This window comes from Nostoc sp. LPT, from assembly GCF_017115165.1.
Classification (GTDB): Bacteria; Cyanobacteriota; Cyanobacteriia; order Cyanobacteriales; family Nostocaceae; genus Nostoc.
In genome coordinates this window covers 1-20,980 of sequence record NZ_JABXKF010000173.1, presented here as the reverse complement: position 1 = coordinate 20,980, position 20,980 = coordinate 1, and the positions used below count along the sequence as shown (strand labels likewise).

At 41.9% G+C, this 20,980-nt stretch carries 17 protein-coding genes and 1 pseudogene; 10 read left to right on the top strand and 8 right to left on the bottom strand.

The window, feature by feature from the left end:
- Positions 1-153: 153 nt before the first annotated feature.
- Both HWQ58_RS33295 and HWQ58_RS33290 read right to left on the bottom strand, forming a co-directional pair.
- Positions 154-504 (bottom strand): hypothetical protein, encoded by a 351-nt coding sequence (locus HWQ58_RS33295; protein ID WP_292872346.1) that lies wholly within the window; start codon positions 502-504, stop codon positions 154-156.
- 742 nt (positions 505-1,246) lie between these two features.
- Positions 1,247-3,820 (bottom strand): filamentous hemagglutinin N-terminal domain-containing protein, encoded by a 2,574-nt coding sequence (locus HWQ58_RS33290; RefSeq protein ID WP_292872344.1) that lies wholly within the window; start codon positions 3,818-3,820, stop codon positions 1,247-1,249.
- Positions 3,821-4,169: 349 nt separating this feature from the next.
- Here HWQ58_RS33290 and HWQ58_RS33285 point away from each other — a divergent pair, with 349 nt between their 5' ends.
- Positions 4,170-4,838, top strand: a complete 669-nt coding sequence (locus HWQ58_RS33285; protein ID WP_292872342.1) for a response regulator transcription factor — start codon at positions 4,170-4,172, stop codon at positions 4,836-4,838.
- A complete protein-coding gene (locus HWQ58_RS33280; protein WP_292872340.1) occupies positions 4,838-6,820 on the top strand; it encodes a CHASE2 domain-containing protein in 1,983 nt (660 codons plus the stop codon). The genes HWQ58_RS33285 and HWQ58_RS33280 overlap by 1 nt, the downstream gene beginning before the upstream one ends.
- 165 nt (positions 6,821-6,985) lie before the next feature.
- Here the strand turns inward: HWQ58_RS33280 and HWQ58_RS33275 are convergent, their stop codons facing one another.
- On the bottom strand, positions 6,986-7,207 hold the full coding sequence (locus tag HWQ58_RS33275) for a hypothetical protein (RefSeq protein ID WP_292872338.1): 222 nt from the start codon (positions 7,205-7,207) through the stop codon (positions 6,986-6,988).
- Positions 7,208-7,234: 27 nt separating this feature from the next.
- Here HWQ58_RS33275 and HWQ58_RS33270 point away from each other — a divergent pair, with 27 nt between their 5' ends.
- A complete protein-coding gene (locus HWQ58_RS33270) occupies positions 7,235-7,807 on the top strand; it encodes a transposase (protein ID WP_366839083.1) in 573 nt (190 codons plus the stop codon).
- 12 nt (positions 7,808-7,819) lie between these two features.
- A pseudogene (locus HWQ58_RS33265) lies at positions 7,820-7,954 on the top strand (zinc ribbon domain-containing protein); the annotation flags it as partial.
- A 90-nt stretch (positions 7,955-8,044) separates the two neighbouring features.
- On the opposite strand, the gene HWQ58_RS33260 reads toward HWQ58_RS33265, so the two are convergent.
- A complete protein-coding gene (locus HWQ58_RS33260; RefSeq protein ID WP_292872336.1) occupies positions 8,045-8,464 on the bottom strand; it encodes a hypothetical protein in 420 nt (139 codons plus the stop codon).
- Positions 8,465-9,279: 815 nt separating this feature from the next.
- Complete coding sequence (locus HWQ58_RS33255; RefSeq protein WP_292872334.1) at positions 9,280-9,609, bottom strand: hypothetical protein; 330 nt, start codon at positions 9,607-9,609, stop codon at positions 9,280-9,282.
- Between the two features lie 39 nt (positions 9,610-9,648).
- On the opposite strand from HWQ58_RS33255, the gene HWQ58_RS33250 reads away from it, so the two are divergent.
- Both HWQ58_RS33250 and HWQ58_RS33245 read left to right on the top strand, forming a co-directional pair.
- Entirely contained in the window at positions 9,649-10,752 is a 1,104-nt protein-coding gene (locus HWQ58_RS33250) for a GHMP kinase (protein WP_292872332.1), read from the top strand.
- Positions 10,753-10,808: 56 nt separating this feature from the next.
- Positions 10,809-13,526 (top strand): CHAT domain-containing protein, encoded by a 2,718-nt coding sequence (locus HWQ58_RS33245; protein ID WP_292872330.1) that lies wholly within the window; start codon positions 10,809-10,811, stop codon positions 13,524-13,526.
- Between the two features lie 116 nt (positions 13,527-13,642).
- On the opposite strand, the gene HWQ58_RS33240 is transcribed toward HWQ58_RS33245, so the two are convergent.
- A complete protein-coding gene (locus HWQ58_RS33240; protein ID WP_292872328.1) occupies positions 13,643-14,419 on the bottom strand; it encodes a DUF928 domain-containing protein in 777 nt (258 codons plus the stop codon).
- A 66-nt stretch (positions 14,420-14,485) separates the two neighbouring features.
- On the opposite strand from HWQ58_RS33240, the gene HWQ58_RS33235 reads away from it, so the two are divergent.
- Positions 14,486-14,662, top strand: a complete 177-nt coding sequence (locus HWQ58_RS33235; protein ID WP_292872326.1) for a hypothetical protein — start codon at positions 14,486-14,488, stop codon at positions 14,660-14,662.
- A gap of 123 nt (positions 14,663-14,785) precedes the next feature.
- On the opposite strand, the gene HWQ58_RS33230 is transcribed toward HWQ58_RS33235, so the two are convergent.
- On the bottom strand, positions 14,786-14,911 hold the full coding sequence (locus HWQ58_RS33230; protein WP_292872324.1) for a hypothetical protein: 126 nt from the start codon (positions 14,909-14,911) through the stop codon (positions 14,786-14,788).
- 15 nt (positions 14,912-14,926) lie between these two features.
- Positions 14,927-15,310, bottom strand: a complete 384-nt coding sequence (locus tag HWQ58_RS33225; protein WP_292872322.1) for an EamA family transporter — start codon at positions 15,308-15,310, stop codon at positions 14,927-14,929.
- 356 nt (positions 15,311-15,666) lie between these two features.
- Here HWQ58_RS33225 and infC point away from each other — a divergent pair, with 356 nt between their 5' ends.
- From infC to HWQ58_RS33210, 3 genes are all read left to right on the top strand, one after another.
- Positions 15,667-16,200 (top strand): translation initiation factor IF-3, encoded by a 534-nt coding sequence (gene infC, locus HWQ58_RS33220; protein ID WP_012412604.1) that lies wholly within the window; start codon positions 15,667-15,669, stop codon positions 16,198-16,200.
- A gap of 151 nt (positions 16,201-16,351) precedes the next feature.
- Positions 16,352-17,500 (top strand): transposase, encoded by a 1,149-nt coding sequence (locus tag HWQ58_RS33215; protein ID WP_292872320.1) that lies wholly within the window; start codon positions 16,352-16,354, stop codon positions 17,498-17,500.
- A 291-nt stretch (positions 17,501-17,791) separates the two neighbouring features.
- The gene (locus HWQ58_RS33210; RefSeq protein WP_292872318.1) at positions 17,792-20,797 is read left to right on the top strand and encodes an MFS transporter; all 3,006 of its coding nucleotides are present in this window, start codon (positions 17,792-17,794) and stop codon (positions 20,795-20,797) included.
- Positions 20,798-20,980: the final 183 nt, after the last annotated feature.

The window sequence follows — 20,980 nt, the reverse complement described above, 5'->3', positions numbered from 1 at the left end:
GCTCAAATCTTGCTAGTTTATTTGTGCTATGTTCATTTAAATGAAAAAGTAGGAGCGAAAACGACCTCGCCCCTACGAACTACAAGAAAAGAGTGTTACTCAGCTAAAAGCTTATGTGAGAGCATTCTTTTCTGTTTTAAGTTTTTCAGGATTTTAGTAGGGGTAGTACTCAGGTTTGGGTTCTGCAGACTCCCAGTTGTTGTTAGCGTAATCTTTGAAGTTACCTTTTGTGCCTGCTTTTAGAACGTATGGTTTACCTTTGCGATACTCATTAGCGTAAACATACCAATCTTTGTCACCCGTTACCTCGTACCAAGATGCTTTATTGTTAAAGCTACCAAAACTGTCATATTTGCCTGATATCTTTAGCTGATCTCCTGTATTAAAAGGATAGTCAGAAAGGAATAGGGCACCACCACTAACAGTAGCAGCGGCTTCGTGGTCAAGGTCTTGCACTAATTGGATGCTGTAAAGGTCTTGGGTTTGGTTGTTGATGTGAGACATTGTTTTTCTCCTTAGTTAATTGAGGGAGGTTAGTAAGTTAAATCTGTGCGGCAAAGGCGTTTTAGCTGTTCGCCTTCACTTCACTCTTTTACAATAGATAAATTTGATTAGACGCACATCGTCAAGTTAGGAAATTGACTTTCCAATTTTGGAAAGTTAATTGAAGAAGATAACTAAAACTTCTGGCGTTGCTAATTGATATCAAGTTCGCTTAATCACTTACGATATGTCATTGCGAGTGGAACCGAGTGGAACGTCCCTTGGGCATCTCGTAGAGAAACAATTACAATGACTCTCAATACTGTTCGGTTAAACTTAAAAAATAACTCCAATGTAGGTTGGGTTGAGGAACGAAACCCAACATTGTAATGACAAGTATTTAACCGGACATAATATCAATTGCATTGACCTACAACTCAATTACATTGACCTACAACTCAATTGCATTGACCTACAACTCAATTGCATTGACCTACAACTCAATTGCATTGACCTACAACTCAATTGCATTGACCTACAACTCAATTGCATTGACCTACAACTCAATTGCATTGACCTACAACTCAATTGCATTGACCTGCAAAAATTAACCGCTCTACTGGTCTGTCAAATTCATTTTGACGGTTAGAGAGACGCGATGATAAATCGCCGTTTCTACAGGGAATCTATCCATCTATTATTTATTGACAGACTACTACATTACGCAGCAACTTTAAAAGACTTGTGTGTACACGAAACGGTATTAGGAACCAGAACAGGTAGATAATTGTAACCAAGAACTGTGAGGAGCAATAGAAGGTGCAGAGGCAGTGAGAATCACCTCACCATTAGAACCATACATCCATCCCTGAGCTTCAATCAGTGGTGCAGATTTAACAGAATAGTAAGGTTTGTTGCTAGTAGTAAGGTTTTCTTGTGGGGTTGAGATACTTGCACTCTGGACAGTTGGAATCTGATAAGTCTGATAGGGTGCAATTGAGGGGTCATCTGGCATCACTGGCAAACCTCCGTTTCCTGTGATGACAAATTTCCCTTCTGGTCGTTTACTTCGTGCAATGCAACTATTGGCAATCAACTGTGAAGTATCGATGATATTTGTGGGCAGAGCAGTTAAGCTTTGACTAGGGTTAACATCAGAAATGTTGAGTTGCACTACGCCATTAAACTCAAAACCACGAGCAGAATTAGCTGTAATGTCACTTATTGGCGTGGGTTGTAGACGAAACTGTGTGCCAAAGATGCTAGAAGCATTGACAATTACTCGACCACCAAAGCTTTCTTCAGCATTGGCGTTGATATCGCTATTTTCTGTTGGAACGGCGACTAGGTTATTAGTATCAATCGTAATATTGCCTCCAGTGGCAGTACCAGTAGCATTGGTAGTGATGTTGCTACCTCGGCGTAGGAGTAAAAAATCGCGTGCGAACAAATTAATATTTCCCTGTCCTCCATTTGTGTCAGCACTGATTGTTGCTTTGTTGTCAAGATAGATAGAGTCAGCATCGACTCTTATGTTACCTGCTGCACCATTCCTCCTATTGCTTGCCCGCAGTATAGCGCCATTAGTGACAGAAAGCAGACTAGTTTTGATGTTAATGTCGCGACTGTTGCCCATGCCTGGTGGAGTCACCGAGTTGAATACCCCACTAGGGAATCCATTGCTACCTATCCCATCAACGAAAACGGTATCCCGGGCAGTAATATTCACACTGCCTGAATCTCCCTTTCCAAAGGTAGAAGCAACCAGTCGAGCGCCATTCGTCAAAAAAAGCGAGCCAGTTATGATGTTGATGTTGTCACTGGTTCCGACGCCGCCTAGTGCCACATTGCTGAATGCTCCACTGGGGAATCCATTGCTACCTATCCCATCAAAGGAAACGGTATCCCGGGCAGTAATATTCACACTACCTGCATCTCCCTTTCCAAAGGTAGAAGCAACCAGTTGAGCGCCATTCGTCAAAAAAAGCGAGCCAGTTATGATGTTGATGTTGTCACTGGTTCCGACGCCGCCTGGTGCCACATTGCTGAATGCTCCACTGGCAATTTTATTGCTATCCACTCCATCAAAGGAAATCGTATCGCGGGCAGTAATATTCACACTACCTGCATTCCCCTGCCCAAAGGTAGCAGCAACCAGTTCAGCGCCATTCGTCAAAAAAAGCGAACCCGTTGTGATATTGATATCACCACCGTTGCCGATGCCTTTAGATGTGACGTTGCTGAACACATAACTCATCTTAAAGGAAATCGTATCGCGGGCAGCGATCGCCACATTGCCTGCATTTCCCTGCCCAAAGGTGCTAGCTGTGACTCCAGAACCATTAGTTACCCCAAGCAAGCCCGTTGTGATGTTGATGTCACCCCCATTGCCCACGGCATTGCTTAGTACCTGATTAGAAATAATGCTGCGATCTTGGAGGTTTATTGCTCCTTGTGCATTAACTTCAATATTCCCCGCTTGAGAGCCAACAGAACCCAACCCTGAATTTATCCCCGCCAGCAGGTTACTTCCTCCTGCCATCTTCAAGTTCCTTGCATTGATGCCAATATTACCACCACCCCCAGCACGGACATTCACTTCAGCGTCCCCTGTGATGGATACATCTGTTCGCAACACCGAGTTGGGAAAATTCAAACCTAGAGACGAACCATTAACAACCAGATTGATGCTGCCCTCCCCTGCCACACCTGCCAACTCTACACGTCCCCCCAAAGCGAGCAGTTGCCCACCATTCATACTGACATTGCCGCCTGCAAGTGCTAAAGTCTGACCGGAATTCACCTGTAGACTAGCTCCTTGTACCTCCACGCTCCCAGGATTGCTGGCATATTGTAAGCCAATGGGTACAGTGATAGTCAGCAAAGGTGGAGTTTGAGAATTTACAGCACTGAACTTAATACCATCACTAAAATTAAGACTATTAGCTGTACTTGCAATAAACGAACCGCCAATATTGAGGGAGGCATTGGAATAAAAGACAATTCCATTCGGATTGATTAAAAATAAATTTGCAGTGCCATTTGCCCGAATCAACCCATCAATATTTGAGACTGAGTTACCTGTAACGCGAGTCAAGATGTTCTGAATCGATGCGGCATCATTATTAAAAAACGCTTCCCCACCTGTCGGTACAGAAAACTCACTAAAACTGTGGAACAGGTTGTTACCCCGAACCGTTCCCCCTTCAATCGTGCAAGCTGTGCATCCTGGCGCGACGCTGGAATTGACTAAAAGTGTATTATCAGGAATAATTTGGGCATGGACGGGGCTAGTGATTACAAAAGTTGCGATCGCCAAAGCCGGGGCGTACCCCATCGCACAGTATCCCATTATACTTATCGCTTCACTTGCATATAGCAGCGATTCCCAGCTTTGATAACACCTTAATTTAGCTTTCACAAGACTTCTCAACTCCTCACAACCAGTAGTTATACTACGTTATCAAGTTTAATAAGTTGTTATATTTCTTAACTAAAGTGCTAATTTTCCAATGTTGGAAAACTAAATTCCTCAAACTGCAACACGCAGTCAGTTAATTATTTGTATCCTAGTCTTGATAATAAGTTTTACTTAAATTGCAAGTTAAAAACTTATAGCAATAAAAAGTTAGACCTCCTAATAGTTTTGGTAGGTTAAATAAATAATATTAAAAAGTAAACCAGTTATGAGCCGAGAGTCAAAGCAAACTTTGCAAAAATTTTTAGTTGTTGATGACCATGAGGCAATTCTTGAAGGTACAATTCCAGCACTAAAAGAGAAATATCCAGAAGCAGAAGTCATCGCAGCTCAGGATGCCCAAACTGCGTATCAGCAATTTGAACGCCACCACCCAGACTTGCTAATTGTTGATTTATGTCTGCCACAAAAGCCTCAAGCTCTAGCTCAGATTGAAGTTGGTATGCAACTGCTCAAAACTTTAATGTCAAGCCCTCTCGCCCCAAATTTAGTGGTGCTGAGTACCAATGTCAAACCGTTGGTACGTCTCAAACCGATAATTAATGCTTATGAAGGTGGCTTTGCCGCTATGGATAAATCTTTGCCACTCCGTGAAATGTTAAAGTTCGTTGACTTGGCCTTGCGCGGCTCTATTTATTTATCTTTAGAACTGCGATCGCGCCGCGAATTTGACCGAAAATGGATTGAAGTACTGACGCTGAAATATGAAGAAGGTTTAACAGATAAAGCGATCGCCCAAAAAATGAAGTTGAGCGATCGCACTGTACGAAACTACTGGATTAGACTGCAAGATTCTTTGGGTATCTATGACGAACCTGGTAAAGAATTGAGAATTCAAATTGAAATCGCAGCTAGAAAAATCGGATTAATCAACTGATGAAATTCGCACTCTCGACTAAAAGCAATTTATGGAAAAAATTTCAGCAAGAACTGAAACTTTGGCAAGAAGTAGTGCTGCCAGGACTTTCAGTTATAGGATTAATTATACTTGTTCGCTCAACAGGATTATTGCAATCGCAAGAGTGGCTTGCTTTCGATCAATTGTTACGGCTGCGACCTAATGAAGCCATCGATTCGCGGGTGGTAATTGTGGGTATTGATGAAGACGATATCAACTATGTAGGCAAGTTTCCCATACCAGATAAAGAAATTGCCCAAATGTTGAGCATCTTAAATAGCTACAAACCCAGAGTCATCGGTCTCGACCTTTTTAGAGATAAAAGTAATTCAGCTGATGCAGAGCTTGCATCTGTCTGGAGAGAGAATTCAAATCTGATCGGAGTTGAAGTAGCATTAAATCAAAAGCAATCTTTTAATGTTAAACCACCACCTGAGTTACCTCCTGAACGAGTCGGCTTTGCAGATACAATAGTAGACCCAGATGGAAAGCTGCGACGTAGCTTAATCGCAAGTAAAACTTATACCGGAGAACTGAAATACTCCCTATCTCTGCATTTAGCACAATTTTATTTGCACGAGCAAGGAATAGAGTTTGCTCATGGGATTCGCTCTAAAGACCCCATCAAGTTTGGTTCAAGTCGGCTAGTCCGGTTTCTCCCCAATTCTGGCGGATATGTGGGAACTGATGCCAATGGCTTTCAAATGCTATTAAACTTTCGCTCTCATCCCCAACCTTTTCGCACCATATCTCTAAGGGATATCCTTAATCATAAAATTGATCCTAATTGGATTCGCGATCGCATCGTGATTATTGGCATGACTGCCGCCAGTGTTAAAGATAGATTTACCATCTCGGCAGTTAAAAATACACTCTATACCACGGGTTTAGGAGTTGACGAGTCTTCCGATCAATACCAATGGATTTATGGTGTAGAAGTTCATGCTCATGCTACGTGTGAAATTATTAGTCATGTTTTAGACGGACGACCACTGTTAAATGTATGGTCAGAAATTTGGGAGTATTTATGGATTTTAACTTGGGGTTTAGTCGGCATCATTCTGGGTTTAATCCTGCAATCTCCAGCAAAAACATTGTTGAGCCTTGGTATAACTAGTATCGAAATCGTCGGAATTTGTTATGTGGGACTGATTCTCGGTTGGTGGATTCCTTTAGTACCAACCTTGTTAGCTTTTACCAGTGCAGGACTGACGACATTTTTTTTTGACCGAGATTTAAGAGCGCTACTCGAACAGCGCAGTTTAACTCTTAAGCGCTCTTTTGAAGCAATCCATAATGGGCCTCTGCAATCCCTGGCTGTGATATTGAGAAGTCTTGGTGAGGAAGAGATAGAGCCGGAAAAATTGCGATCGCAACTTGAACAACTAAATCGAGAGTTACGGACTATTCCTGATTATCTCAGTCAAGAAATGCTTAGTCGCAGTAATAGTCTTTATTTAGAGGGAAGTGAAATTATCGATTTGCAAACTCCAATTGCTGAGATGCTTTATTATGTCTACGACATTACTTTAAGAAGAAACTTTCAAGGATTTACAACAATCCAAAGTTTTATTGCTCCCAATTTTGAACCATTAGAAGAGTACAACTTTAATGCAAATCAAAAGCGAGGGTTGTACCTTTTTTTGCAAGAAGCTTTATGTAATGTTGGCAAACATTCCCAAGGAGCTACCCGCCTTGATGTTATTTGTACGCGATCGTCGAAGGAGTATTGCCTACAAATAATTGATAATGGATTTACAAATAAATCTAAAAAGTCTCAAGGTGGCGGGCAAGGAACAGACCAAGCTCAAGATTTAGCCCGACAATTGAGAGGCAAGTTTCAACGATTTCCTCACTCTCCACAAGGTACTGTCTGCGAGTTGACTTGGCCGATACCAAGTAGCTGGTGGCAACGATTTTATAGATTTTTGAACAAGTCTATTGAGTCTCTGACTCAATGAATGCATTCCCAGGCGGATGGGAACAAGGAACGGTGTACACACAAGTCTTAAAAACCTAGCTTGATGAAGCTTTGCTCATTTTCATGCAGAGCATGGGAACCAGGAAAATGCCATTAGACATCTCCAAAAATGAATCTACAACCCTTGTGCAGTTTGGGGTGATACCTAATTTCTGGAGATGTCTATTGCGTCTGAGTCGCAGTGGTTGAGTGCAATGTCGAATAACGTCGCCTGCTGCACTGGCTTGGTTTCCCTCACCCGTTGCTGATAGTCCAAAATCTGAGATTTCCACTTCAGCAGGGCATCAGCACTCATCACCAATGTCTCTGCTAATAGTGCTGGCGTGGGTTTGACGTCTGGAAATAGGTTTAGCTGATTGGGTTCCAAGGGTATTACGGGGAGCGTGCCGACTAGCTGATTATCCCCCAGAACGTTAACCCGATTTGGTCTAGAAAATTAACGTCTGCGCCTAGCTCCGTTACAGTAATTAAGGATTGCGCTAACCGCTATTTCCTAAGTTTTGTAGTAGAAGTTGAACCCGTTAAAATCGATTTCTTACACATAAGTATCGGTGTTGATTTGGGAATCAAGACTTTTGCCGTGATGAGCAATGGAGAGAAAGCGGAAAGTCCAGATTATTTAAAACTTGATAGAAAGATTCGCAAGCTTCAAAAGAAACTGGCACGTCAACCTAAAGGTTCGAACCGCAGAAACAAAACTCGAATTAAAATCGCAAAGCTGCATAATCAAATTACAGATACCCGTAAAGATTTTTTGCACAAGTTATCTACCAAGATTGTTAGCGAAAACCAAGCTATTGTTTTGGAAGATTTGAATGTGTCGGGTCTGGTTAAAAATCGCAAGCTTGCTAGAGTAATTAGTCTTCAAGGATGGAGAGAATTTAGGACTTTATGTGAGGCTAAATCGCAGAAGTTTAGTAGAGTTTTCCACGTCATTAGTAGATGGGAGGCAACAAGTCAAATTTGATCTGAGTGTGGATACAAGTGGGGTAAGCTTGATTTGAAAATCCGGTCAGTCCAGTGCTTGAATTGCAAAACTGAACACGACCGAGATGAAAACGCCGCAAAAAATATAAATAAAGTCGGGATAGGGCATTGCCACGACTCTAAATAGACGCAGAGAGAAGGTAAGACTGGTTCTCCAGCACATCTCAATGAAGTGTCAAGAATCACCGAGGCTTCAGCCCGGTGAGTATGTCAAAGATTATCTTCTTCTGGGTCTTTTATCTAATAAATGAACCGCAGCACCAGCAGCAGCACCATTGACACCATTTTTCCAGGTAGTTCTACAACCACCAGAAATTGCACCTGCCAATACACCAGCACCAGCACCTACACCGACATCTTGAACAGGTAAACGTCCGTTTCTTCTTCTGGCTCTGATGCTTCTTGCACCATTGGCAGCATTAACAGCAGCACCAGCAGCAGCACCTTTAAAAGCATTGTCTAATACCGAACCACAATTTGTTACAACCCCACTTAATACACCTGCCCCGGCTCCAATGGCTGCATTATTAATAACTCGGTCATCAGCAGAAGCAGGTTGAACCGGGATTAAGCTAGTACCAGCTAAAGTAGCAGCCATCAAGCCAGGTAGGAATGCGCGTTTTAGCATGTTTTGCATGGTAGTACCCTCTAAAAATCTTATGATCGGTGAATAACCAAATTTCAGTGCGCTCGCTAATCCTCGTATTTTTGATTTTAGACAATAGCAATATTATCTAAAATAAGGATATTTGGATAATTACACAACACACTAAAACGTAATTTTAGCCTAAAGCTTGTTGTATTTACTGAGTGGACAATAATTAAACTGACACATTAACTAAAAAACAGTAAACCAAAAAGTTTTTCCTTAATTGCGATCGCTTTAACCGGAAAGTTGAGAATGTTTTGGAAAATCTTTCTAAACCCATCAATTCCTTGAAAGTTAGCGTATCTGAAGCATCAGGAGGATGGCTTTTAGATGTGAGTGCGATCGCCCACATCATGCTTGTGAAGCGTCGGCGTTAATTACTTACCGTTCTCGATTACACAACGGAATCATCTCACGGCAGGGGTATGCTGTAGAACTGCGTGAATGATTGCAAAAGAACGACCTTTCTTGTTTGAAGTGGAAAAGTCCTTGAGCATGATCGGGCTTGTGAAAGCAAGGGTTGATGTTGGATACATCTTGAGCCTGTAGTTTTACGGTATGTAGCGCAATATTTCCCTAGAAGCGAGTACATAATGGGCTATAGGCTGTACCAAAATTTCGATTGCTACTGGCTAGTGTTAGATGATTCACCATTGCGTGCAGTTGTAAATCTGGCTTCTACCGTGCAATATAAAACTGCCCTGGAGTTAATCCAGAGCAGTTTTTGATAGAAGTAAATTATATAGGGGACAATTAATGTTGTCCCCAGTTTATCCATAGTAAATACCGTTATATAATACTATTCACCTCAATTTTCGTGCTTTACGCAAAAAACGAATAATCTTGAAGTTGGCATTACAAAGATTAGAAGTCAGCACAAGCCAGCGTATTACAGACGGCATCCGCGAATTTGAGCTTCTTCCTTGGCGGGACACAGGACATGGCTGCTGGTGATTGGGTGCTGAGTAGGAAATCTGGGGATGGAAAAAGTAGCGTAGGCGCAGCCCGTCGTAGACATCGCTAAACGGAGCGTAGTCATCGCCTCCCCAATCGATTCTCACGAGTGATTGCCGAAAGCTCTGTTGATGTGGGCTATTGGAGTGATGAATGGTATGTTGTTTATTCAAGTTCATCAGGATAGATATACCTCGATTAAGAACAGGAAAGTTAAAATGAGAATTTTTGTTCCAGGCCGTCTTTGTTTGTTCGGAGAACACAGCGATTGGGCAGGAGAATATCGCAGTGTTAATCCTCTGCTCGAAAAGGGCTACACCTTAATTGTTGGTACTAATCAAGGAATTTATGCCTCGGTCAAACCTAATTCTAGTGAATTAATTATTCGCACTTCTCTCAATGATGGCAGGAATTATGAACCGTTGAGATTACCTATGGAATCTAATACCCTGAAATGCATAGCGGCAAAGGGTGGTTTTTTTAGTTATGCTGCTGGTACAGCTTATCAATTTCTGACTCACTATGGTGTCGGCGGACTTGAGGTTAATAATTATCTAACCGACTTACCCATCCAAAAGGGATTATCTTCGAGTGCTGCTTTTTGCGTTCTCATTGCTCGGTCTTTTAATTGTCTGTATGACTTGAAGATGACAATTCGTTCAGAAATGGAGTTTGCTTACCTGGGAGAAAGAACCACTCCTAGTCTTTGCGGTCGTATGGATCAGGCTTGTGCTTATGGAAATCGCCCAATATTGATGATATTTGATGGTGAAAAAATCGACCTGTTAGAGCTGAAAGTTAGTGAAGATTTGTTTTTTGTGATTGTCGATCTCGGCGGCAGCAAAAACACACAAGAAATACTACAAAGATTGAATCAGTGTTATCCTTTCGCAACTAATTCAATAGAGCAAAATGTCCAAAAATATTTTGGTTCTATTAGCTCTGAAATTACCCAAGCAGCAGTTGAAGCAATACAAATAGGAGATGCCCAACTTCTTGGAGCTTTAATGACAAAAGCCCAAGCAGAATTTGATCAGCACGTAGTTCCGGCTTGTCCTGAGCAATTAACTGCAAAAAAGCTGCATCTGCTTCTCCATCACGAGCCTCTTGAGCCTTATATCTTCGGAGGAAAAGGTGTGGGTTCTCAGGGCGATGGCACTGCACAACTGATCGTTAAAAATCAAGAGAGTCAAAGAGAAGCTATCGAAATTATTAAGCGTGATTTTCCTCAAATGCAAGCGTTACAGTTAACTATTTCAAGATTACCAACTCCGATGATTGACTTAGCTGAGGACAAAAAGCAGTATGGGAATGTTTGTTAAAATACCATCAGTCCGCTAAATTAAACGAGACATACAGCTTATTTCTTTGTGCCATCATGCAACGCTTACTTTACCCTGTTCGTCGCATTTGGGCAGTTCTATTTTTTACAACACTAACCTTATGCTTGTGGTTAGGACATCCTTCCCTAACAATTGGGCATAAGGGAATCGCAGAGATAGCAACAGTTCAATCGTCGGCTTTAACACAGCCAGTACAACAAGGACTTAAGCTATATCAAGCTGGCGATATTCAAGGAGCAATTCTGTCTTGGCAAAAAGCTCTCTCCTCCAATGAAGAGGGTAACAGTAATTATGCTGCTAAAATAAGTATACAGACATACTTGGCAAGAGCATACCAACAAGTAAGTCAAATACCTGAAGCGATCGCTCAATTAAAGCAAGTTATTGACTACTATCGTCAGACAAACGAGCCGATCGAGGTAGGACGGATGCTGACAGAACAGGCTCAACTCTACAGTAGCTTGGGACAACAGCGACGCGCAATTACCATTTTGTGCGGTGAAAATCAAAGCAATGCAACTTGTAGTCAAGATAGTGCTATAGAAATTGCCCGCCATCAGTCAGATGAACTAGGCGAAGTAGCCGCTTGGGGTAGTCTGGGAAATGCTCATCGTCTTCAAGGCAAGTATGAGCAAGCTATTCAAGATTTTGAACGCAGCGATGAAATCGCCAAAGGCATTAATAATCAAACTTATCTGGTGTCTAACCTGAATGGTTTAGCTAATACCTACGCTAGTCTTGCAAAGCGCAATCAGCGTCATGCCGAATTTGCCAGTGAGGTAGGCGACAACAAAGCTGCCGAAAAATTCCAGCAATACACTGTTGGTTATGATAACCAAGCTGTACAATATTTTGAGCAAAGCCTGCATCTAGCTCAAAGCCAGAACGATAAAGTAAACGAACTGCGATCGCTAGTAGGCTTAATTAGGCTTTACGATCGCCAACATCCTCACGAGCCAGCCATAGTTAACAATACACTACAGCAAGCCCTAGTCGTGTTGGAACAATTGCCTGACTCTCGTGATAAAGCATATACGGCGATTCAACTTGCTAATCTTTTACAACTGGTTAACCAAAAGAACGAGTCGGTTACTACTGACCCAGCAACTCAATGCTTGAAGTCAGAATCGTTACCTAAATCTGTTGAACTACTCAACAAAGCTGTAGCAATCAATCAAAAAATCCAGTATCAGGAAGGAGAATCCTTTGCCAAAGGTCGATTAGGACACATTTACGAATGTCGCCAAGATTATCAACAAGCGATAAATTTAACTCAACAAGCCCTGATTGGCACTGTCGCTGACGAGAACCTTTACTTGTGGGCATGGCAGGCAGGACGCTTATTTAGAGCCACAGGTCGAGTGCAAGAAGCGATTAATTTTTATGAAAAATCTATTGACAGTCTCAAAAGTATCCGTAGTGAGCTAATCCTGCAACAGCGAGATTTACAGTTTGACTTTCGAGACAAAGTAGAACCAGTTTACCGCGAGTTGCTGGAGTTACGCCTAGAGCAAACTAATGATCTTGTCCGAAAATCAGATATTCAACAAAATTTAGAGTCGGTACTTCCAATAATAGATGAGTTAAGGTTAGCAGAACTACAAAACTATTTAGGGAATCATTGCGATTTAGCACTTATTCAGAAACCAGTGCCACTAGTAGGGAAAAACACTGCTGTATTGAGTTCGATTATTTTGAAAGAGCGCCTTGCAATCATTCTTACCTTAGCTGACGGGGAGCAAAAATTTAAGTCAAAAGTTTTTTGGGTGCCTGTTAAAAGTCAAGAAGTTAGAGATGTTATCAACGATCTACGGACTAAACTAGAAAAACGCTCTGACTTGGAAAACACTTATAAAGCCAGAGCGCAACAAGTATATAACTGGTTTATTCGTCCTTTTCTCAGCGATTTAGAAAAAGAAAAAATTGAAACTTTAGTGTTTATTCAAGACGGAATTCTTCGGAGTATTCCCATAGCTGTACTGTTTGATGGTAAGCAATTCGTGATTGAAAAATATGCGATCGCCTTTGCTCCAGCATTGACTTTAACCAATCCTCAACAGTCAAACCCACAAAAATTACAGGTATTAGCTTTTGGCTTGACACAACCAGCTACCGTCGAAACAGATGCTGGCTTAAAAAATTTTGAACCGCTGACACAAGTTAAATCTGAGTTGAAAGCAATTACAACAAGTTTACCCAAAAGCAAAGGCTTACTGGATCGAGATTTTACTCCTGAGCGCTTGCAAGAAGAATTAGAAAAAAATACTTACCCAATAATTCACCTCGCGACTCACGGTAAATTTGGTATTGATGATACAGAAACGTTCTTAGTAACTGGGAAAAAAGTTGCAGTAAATCGCCAAAAATCACTTCCAAGTAAGATTTACAATGAAAAATTGACACTAAACGACCTTTATCAACTTATTAATCGCATTTACCCTCAAAATAAACCGATTGAGTTACTAACATTGACAGCTTGTGAAACAGCAGTAGGTAGCGATCGCGAAACTCTGGGTTTGGCTGGTATCGCCATCCAAGCCGGATCTCAAAGTGCCATAGCAACTCTTTGGAAAGTTGATGATGCAGCAACAGCACAATTGATAGCGAAATTTTATCAAAACTGGCATAGTGGAATGAGTAAAGCCAAAGCCTTACAGGCGGCTCAAATAGCTTGGTTGCAAATGCATCAGCAGCAACTTGAAAGTCACCCCGGATATTGGGCACCATTGATTCTCATTGGTAACTGGCTTTGATTTCTACATACTTTCAAATTTCGTACTTCTTGTAAAATGCAAGGTTGGGGTAGCCATTGCGCCCTTGCGGTTTCCCGACTTGGCTCCCTGTTCCCTTTCATAACAATTTATTTCTACTAGCGCTGCAATTGATGGATTTTACTGTTTATCAGTGCGACTTTAGTTTGTTCTCTCAATTCTGTTTCTGTTCCATTTGCTACCCGTTCTATGAGAGATTTCCTTAATTCTCTGAGAGTAGGCTCATCCTTTGATTCGAAAGCGATTTCTAAAGTTTTGTACCACAAATCAGCTTGGTTATAGAGATGTGCCATCGTTAAAACATCATTACTCTGGGAGAGTTGCTTTTTCAAATCTGGCGGAGGTGAAACTACTTTCATCGCAGCAATCGCAAACGGATTAGCTGAAGGACGATTAGCATCGCAGACTAATTCGACTTGCCAAAGATATTTTCGACCAACTAACAATTCCAGATTAGACAGAGATAAAACCATGATTCCAGAGGAACTTTTAAAATTTTCATCTTTAATCTCTTTTACCAATATAGATTGTTTATTAGTTTCGTCATACTCATAAAGGCGAAACTCCATTTGCCAGGAGTTATTATCTTTCACAAACCAGGCAAATGTTGGACTATTTGCTAAAGTTTGACCGTAAGTTTGCGTAGGTGCAAGTAAGATAATATGTGGAATACTACTTAAGGATGCTTCTGTTTGAGTCTCACATCCTCTAGAACCACCTGAACTTCCTCTAGTCTGCGGTGGAGGGTCGTCAGAATTATTGTTGTTCCTGTCAGCTAAGGCTGTTGTAGATATCGATAACAATAAGCTTAAGGTAATATAACTAGTAAGGATGTTCCTCAAACTTTTGTGTAAAGGGCATAGTATTTGAGCCATATTCTTACTCTGTAAAGTTTTCAAACAAGTCTATTGACTATACATATAATTAAACCTAAATTATGCATGACTTTTCCCGTTAAGTCTCACAAAGCTGACTCACAAAGGATTCTATATAAAGCACAGTATATACGGTACTTTGGTTGGTACTGTAGCTGCAAAGATGGGATGGCTGCACATTTTCCAACTGGACAATTATTAATGGTAACTTGGATAGCGATCGCCAGAGCGATTGCATCTTAATTCTTAATTGCTAATAATATTTGATAAAGCCGTGAGGCTGTTGAGAAAAACTTCTTGTTTCAGTGCAATTAGGAAATCTTGTATTCTGACTCCTGACCCCTGAATTGTGTTTTGATAACTTAGTTAAATCTTGCGTTCAATTAATGCCTGTTTTCCCACTGCTATGCTAGCAATTAAGATACCAGAGACTACCAGCATCAAAGGCGTAATTTGTTCACCTAGTAATAGCCCAGAAAATATAATCGTCAAAAACGGTTGTAGTAACTATATCTGACTGACCCTTGCAACACCACCGATACTCATCCCGTAATACCAAGCAAAGAAAGCCAGGAACTGACTGAAAATACTGACATAACTAAAACCCAACCAAGCAGTTGGTGAAGCAACTAATCCGTACTGAAACACTGTGTATGTTACAGGTATAAGCAAAATCGGAAATGCCATGACTAAAGCCCAACAAATAACTTGCCATCCTCCCAAAATCTGAACTAAACATCCTCCTTCTGCATAGCTAATAGCAGCTGTGCCCATTGCACCCAACAAAAGCAAATCTGCTTCCTGAATTTGTCCTGCGCAAGCGGGTATTTTCGCCAGACTTGGCAAGTTTGACGAAATGCCAAGATTAACACCAGAACAGTTAAACGCCACGAACCATCGCCGCCTATACTGGACTCTCTTTCACAAAACGCTCAAGGGTTAGTCCTGATGATGTGACTCAATGCGATCACCTACGGTGGGCGGTTACGCCATCGCAAAAAATCTTGCTAAATAATTGTAATAATATTTAATATGAGTCTAGGTTGTCTAATTTAGATTAACTATTGCAGAGAAATACTCTCAGACTGAGTAAAATGACAAATACAACGAGGCAACTATTTTATAGATTAGTTACCCTAGAACTGAAGACTATGTTTTCAGTCCTGAGTTACTTCTGTATTTTGCCTCTGAGGCATACCAATTTAGACTACACCAAATCCTTCATTTAAGAGCTCCTACAAATCATAATGCCTGTGATTGAGAAGAAAAGAACTCGCGATCTGCCCCAAATTAACGAACGAATTCGCTTCCCGAAAATTCGGGTAATCGACACTGACGGTGCCCAACTGGGAATTATGCCCCCACAGGAAGCACTACAACTAGCAGAAGAAAAAGAGCTAGATTTAGTGCTAATCAGCGATAAAGCTGACCCGCCGGTTTGTCGGATTATGGACTACGGGAAATACAAGTTTGAACAGGAAAAAAAGGCGCGAGAAGCCCGGAAAAAGCAGCATACGGCTGATGTCAAAGAAGTTAAGATGCGCTACAAAATAGAAGAACACGACTACAACGTGCGTGTTAAGCAAGCAGAGCGCTTTTTGAAAGATGGCGATAAAGTCAAAGCGACTGTGATGTTCCGGGGTCGAGAAATTCAACACAGCGACCTAGCAGAAGATTTGCTCAAGCGAATGGCAACGGATTTGGAGCCTTTTGGTGAGCTTCAACAAGCGCCTAAAAAAGAAGGACGAAACATGATGATGCTCATCTCGCCTAAAAAATAATTCTCTAACTGTTTAATAGACCAAGTTTGAAAATCCCCTGACTTCTAGCCAGGGGATTTTTTCATCCTTCATCGAAACTCTTGGGTCTGAAACCCCGTGCTTTTAGCACGGCTTTATATGATACAATGGGATGAGTAATCAAACCATTTAAATGCAGGCAATATCTGTAAAATGCAAGCTTCAAGTCCCTATCGAGTTGCGGAGTGAGATAGACAGCACTTTGCAGGGCTTTGCTGACGCTTGTAACCAGATATTGGAGGTTGCAAAACGCGAGAATTGCTGGAATACAAGCAAGCTTCACCACAAGGTATATAAACCAGTGAGGGAAGCAACGGGATTGAAGGCAAACCATGTTTGTCAAGCAATTCGTCGCGTAATTGGTAATGCCAAAACAGTTAAACAAGTCCATAAATTTCGTCCAACATCCATAAATCTGGATGTTCGGACTTTTCAATATATTGAGGATTTGCAAACCCTTGGCGTTACCTTGATGTGTGGTCGGGTTAAGTTCAAGTTGAGTATTGGTAATTACCAGTTGGCGCTGCTGAAAGGGCAATCTCCAACGGCTGCTACCCTCAATAAAACAAAACACGGCGACTACTACATCAATATCTGTGTTGACCTGCCTACCAACCCCACGGGCAAAACACCCAAGGTAATTGGAGTTGATTTGGGTAGGCGCGATATTGCGACTGCTTCCACGGGTAAGTCGTGGAGTGGGCAAAAGATTCAAGCCACTCGTGAGCGATATAGCAAGGTCAGAGCTAATGTTCAATCCAAACGCACTCGTAGTTCTAGGCGACTGTTGAGAAGGCTTTCTGGGAAAGAACAAAGGTTTCAAAAGTGGCTGAATCACAATATTTCTAAGCAACTTGTTCGAGATGCAAAGCTTGTAGGCGCGTCTTTGGCTTTTGAAGATTTGACCAACATTCGAGAGTCGTTGAATCAAAAACCAAGAAGTAAAGCTGAACGTCGTAGAAGCAACAATTGGGCGTTTTATCAGCTGCGCTTGTTTATTGGATATAAAGCCAATGTCGCTGGCGTGTCTGTGGTATTCGTCCCACCTGCATACACTAGTCAAACTTGTTCCCGATGCGGACACATTCACCCAATCAAGGGTAAATCCTATCGCAATGGAAAAGTTTTTAAATGTGGGCATTGTGGATTTGAACATGATGCTGATATAAATGCGGCTCTTAATATTGCTGCTTTGGGGAAGTCTGTAAGCCTTCCTGAAAGTCCGGGGATGAGTTGTCAGCTAGAAGGACAAATGTCTCTCTTCTTGATGATTCAAATCTGAGGCTAAAGCTCCGCACTTCTAGGGCGAGGTAAGCTTACCTTTCATTTGGATGCAACATGCGCTTTGGGCGCACAGTTAGCTGTGCACTCCTACGAAAGCGTTTAAATTTATCTAAAATCGATAGTCCTGAACGCTGAGTGGGAAACATAATACTCAGTTGCTCAGGACTTTTGCTATTTCCAGGGGATGGAAGGGACAAGGGGGATAAGGGAGACAAGGAGGTATATTTCTTCCCCTGCCCCCTGCCCCCACTCCCGATTGCGCGGTGATACTACCAGAAAATAAAACTGCATGGAACTGAAAAATCACTGGTTGGCTGCAAATAAAGTTGCTTTACCACGACTACTACAGTGGGTGAATCTCCGACCAGAGGAGAGCGAACGCACCCAGATAATGTTTCTTTTTTACACAATTGTATGTGTAGGATTGCGGTGGGCAGAAGACAGTACGGTGGCGCTGTTTTTGGATGAATATGGGACTCATCTACTGCCGTGGATGTATATTGCTAGTGCAGCAATGAGTGCTGGACTGGTTTTTTTATACTCTTGGCTGCAAAAGATTTTTCCCTTACGTCGGGTAATTGTGGCGATCGCACCTTGTATGTTGATGCCATTAGTTTTATTAGTTGTATTACGTTGGGGATCGCATTTTTCCTACCTGGCAGTGATATCGGCATTTCTACTACGGCTATGGGTAGATGCACTTTATGTGGTCAATGACCTCAACACTTCCATTGTCGCCAACCAAATATTTAATATTCGGGAGATTAAACGGACTTACCCACTGGTGAGTAGTGGTCTTTTAGTAGCAGATGTGATCAGTGGCTTTAGTTTGCCTTGGCTATTGCAATACACCACACTGAATAAGATCATCTTCATCGCCTGTATGGTGATTTTATTAGGATCGGGGATTCTATTCTATTTAACTCATCACTATCGAGCAGCTTTTCCTGAAACCCCACAAAGACTAGTTCCTGAACAACAAGCTTCACGAGAGCGTTTCATTAAAAGTCCGCTGAAGCGGTACGTTTGGCAGTTGTTTGCTTTTGTGGGTCTGTTGCAAGTTATTGGGTTGTTAATAGATTTTCAGTATCTACGTGAACTCCAATCCAATTTGGGCGACCGAGAACTTGCGAGCTTTTTGGGTCTTTTTGGTGGAATGTTGGGACTGTGTGAGTTGTTGTTGCAGTGGTTTTTTTCCAGCCGACTCATCGAACGAATGGGGGTATTTTTCACTGCCACGCTTTTACCAATCACCGTCGGCTTTTCACTCCCAGGAATGCTGGTATTGCTGCATTTAATTCCAGCCATCCAATCGCAAAGCTTTTTCTGGGGTTTGATAATTGTCAAATTCTGCGATGAACTTCTGCGCTACACCTTTGTCATGAGTAGCGGTCCCATCCTGTATCAACCGATTCCAGAGGCAATTCGCAGCCGAATGCAGACTTTATCTGGTGGAACTGCCGAAGCGATCGCTACAGGTTTGACAGGAGCGCTAATTTTTGCAACTCTATTGTTTTGTGGGCGGTTTGTACCCGAACCAATGCAAAAATGGGTGTTGGTAGCAGAAACAATGCTGATAACTGGCACTTGTTTAACAGTAGTTTGGGAATTGCGATCGCGCTATGTGGAACTGTTAGTCTTGAGTGTGGCGCGGGGTCACTTAAGTGCAACCAATGTCGGCTTACGATTTTTCAAACAGGGTGTAGTCAAAGCTTTAGCAGAAAAAGGCTCTGAGGCTGATAAACGCTCTTGTATTGAACTTTTAGCCCAAATTGATTCCCTTGGAGCGGCGGAAGTTTTAGCACCGCTACTATTGAAGTTAACCCCAGATTTGCAGCGCCAAAGTTTGGAAGTGATGCTGATGGGAGGTGTAAATCCGGTTTATTTAGCCGCCATCCGTCCTTTGTTAGAAGAATCCCAAGAAACTAACCCCGAAGTTTTTGCCTTAGCGCTGCGCTACGTTTGGTTGGCTGAACCAAATCCCAACTTAAGCCTCTTAGAAGGATATTTACACCCCCGGCAAAACTCACTCATCCGCGCCACCGCAGCCGCTTTAGTCTTACGCCAGGGAACACCGATGCAAAAGGTAGCAGCTACTCAAACCATGCGCCGGATGCTGACTCATAAGCAAGAACGGGAACGGATGAATGGAGTTAGAGCCCTGAGAGAAGCAGTTTATTTGCAGGCATTGCGGATTCATATCCCGAATTTATTACAAGATGAATCGTTACGGGTGCGCTGTGCCGTATTAGAAATGATTGCAGCCACCCATTTAGAAGAGTACTATTCGGCACTGATTGCAGCACTTTATTACAAATCAACCCGCAGCACAGCTATGTCAGCGCTAGTGCGACTAGAAAATGAAGCTTTAGAAATGCTGTTGCGGTTGGCAACCAATATTTACAAACCAGAAGTAGTGCGGATGTATGCCTGGCGTACCATTGCTCAAGTTGGTACCCAGCAAGCATTGGAGACTTTATGGGAAAAGTTGGAGACATCCTGGGGTACTACTAGAGATCATATTCTCCGCAGCTTACTAAAAATACACAAACAACCAGGAATTAAAGGTTTAGTAGATCGGTTTTATGAAAGTCGGGTAGAAAATTTAATTAAGCAGGAGTTAAAGTTTTTAGGTGAAATTTACGCCGCATATATTGACTTCCAAACATTAGACCAAAAAGAAAATTATCAATCCAATCAGAGGATTGTGATTGTCTCTGAGTTACTGCAACGCGCCCTTCTAGAATTAGAATTGGATGTGAAAGAGCGGCTGTTACTATTACTGAAACTGCTTTACTCGCCAGAAAAGATGCAGGCAGCATCCTTCAATCTGCGATCGCTCTCAGTGGTAAACTTAGCGCGGGGGTTGGAAATCTTAGAGCATACCGTAACTTTGTCTTCAAAGTCTTTATTGCTGAATATTTTAGATAACCGACCACAGCCAGAAAAATTGCAACATCTTGTAGAAGCCAAGATAGTAGAATATGAGAACATGGTGGTTAGCGATCGCCTCCACAGATTGCTGATGTTGGGTAACTTCCTTTCTGACTGGTGTCTAGCTTGCTGTTTTCATTTTGCTCAAGTGACTCGCATCCGACTCACAAGTTCTGAAATATTAGTGAGTTTGCGTCATCCCACCGGCTTTGTTAGGGAAGCTGCGATCGCATATTTAAATATGGTTTCATATCGCGTTCTCCTGCAAATCCTCCCCCAGTTACAAAAAGATCCACATCCTCTGGTGGCTGCTCAAATTAAAGAGTTACTCGAAAAATACAAGCTTAAAAATTACAAATAATTTTGTTATAGCCGTAATCAGATATGTTAGGACAATTATTTCGTTTAGCATATAGCCCTCCTAATTTTCTTCTTGGAGGGCATTTTATTGCTTAACTGTCCCAAAGCGATCGCCCATCAGAGTAACTAATACCAATTCTCTAAAAGCTGGCTACAGATAAAGCTACCAAAATATATTGCCTTC

What these genes read in the sequence shown, in the direction of transcription:
- HWQ58_RS33250 (WP_292872332.1), top strand. Translation starts at nt 9,649, where the DNA reads ATGAGAATTTTTGTTCCAGGCCGTCTTTGTTTGTTCGGAGAACACAGC.
- HWQ58_RS33295 (WP_292872346.1), bottom strand. Translation starts at nt 504, where the DNA reads ATGTCTCACATCAACAACCAAACCCAAGACCTTTACAGCATCCAATTA.
- HWQ58_RS33290 (WP_292872344.1), bottom strand. Translation starts at nt 3,820, where the DNA reads ATGGGGTACGCCCCGGCTTTGGCGATCGCAACTTTTGTAATCACTAGC.
- HWQ58_RS33215 (WP_292872320.1), top strand. Translation starts at nt 16,352, where the DNA reads ATGCAGGCAATATCTGTAAAATGCAAGCTTCAAGTCCCTATCGAGTTG.
- HWQ58_RS33260 (WP_292872336.1), bottom strand. Translation starts at nt 8,464, where the DNA reads ATGCAAAACATGCTAAAACGCGCATTCCTACCTGGCTTGATGGCTGCT.
- HWQ58_RS33235 (WP_292872326.1), top strand. Translation starts at nt 14,486, where the DNA reads ATGACTTTTCCCGTTAAGTCTCACAAAGCTGACTCACAAAGGATTCTA.
- HWQ58_RS33240 (WP_292872328.1), bottom strand. Translation starts at nt 14,419, where the DNA reads ATGGCTCAAATACTATGCCCTTTACACAAAAGTTTGAGGAACATCCTT.
- HWQ58_RS33280 (WP_292872340.1), top strand. Translation starts at nt 4,838, where the DNA reads ATGAAATTCGCACTCTCGACTAAAAGCAATTTATGGAAAAAATTTCAG.
- HWQ58_RS33285 (WP_292872342.1), top strand. Translation starts at nt 4,170, where the DNA reads ATGAGCCGAGAGTCAAAGCAAACTTTGCAAAAATTTTTAGTTGTTGAT.
- HWQ58_RS33255 (WP_292872334.1), bottom strand. Translation starts at nt 9,609, where the DNA reads ATGAACTTGAATAAACAACATACCATTCATCACTCCAATAGCCCACAT.
- HWQ58_RS33210 (WP_292872318.1), top strand. Translation starts at nt 17,792, where the DNA reads ATGGAACTGAAAAATCACTGGTTGGCTGCAAATAAAGTTGCTTTACCA.
- HWQ58_RS33245 (WP_292872330.1), top strand. Translation starts at nt 10,809, where the DNA reads ATGCAACGCTTACTTTACCCTGTTCGTCGCATTTGGGCAGTTCTATTT.
- infC (WP_012412604.1), top strand. Translation starts at nt 15,667, where the DNA reads ATGCCTGTGATTGAGAAGAAAAGAACTCGCGATCTGCCCCAAATTAAC.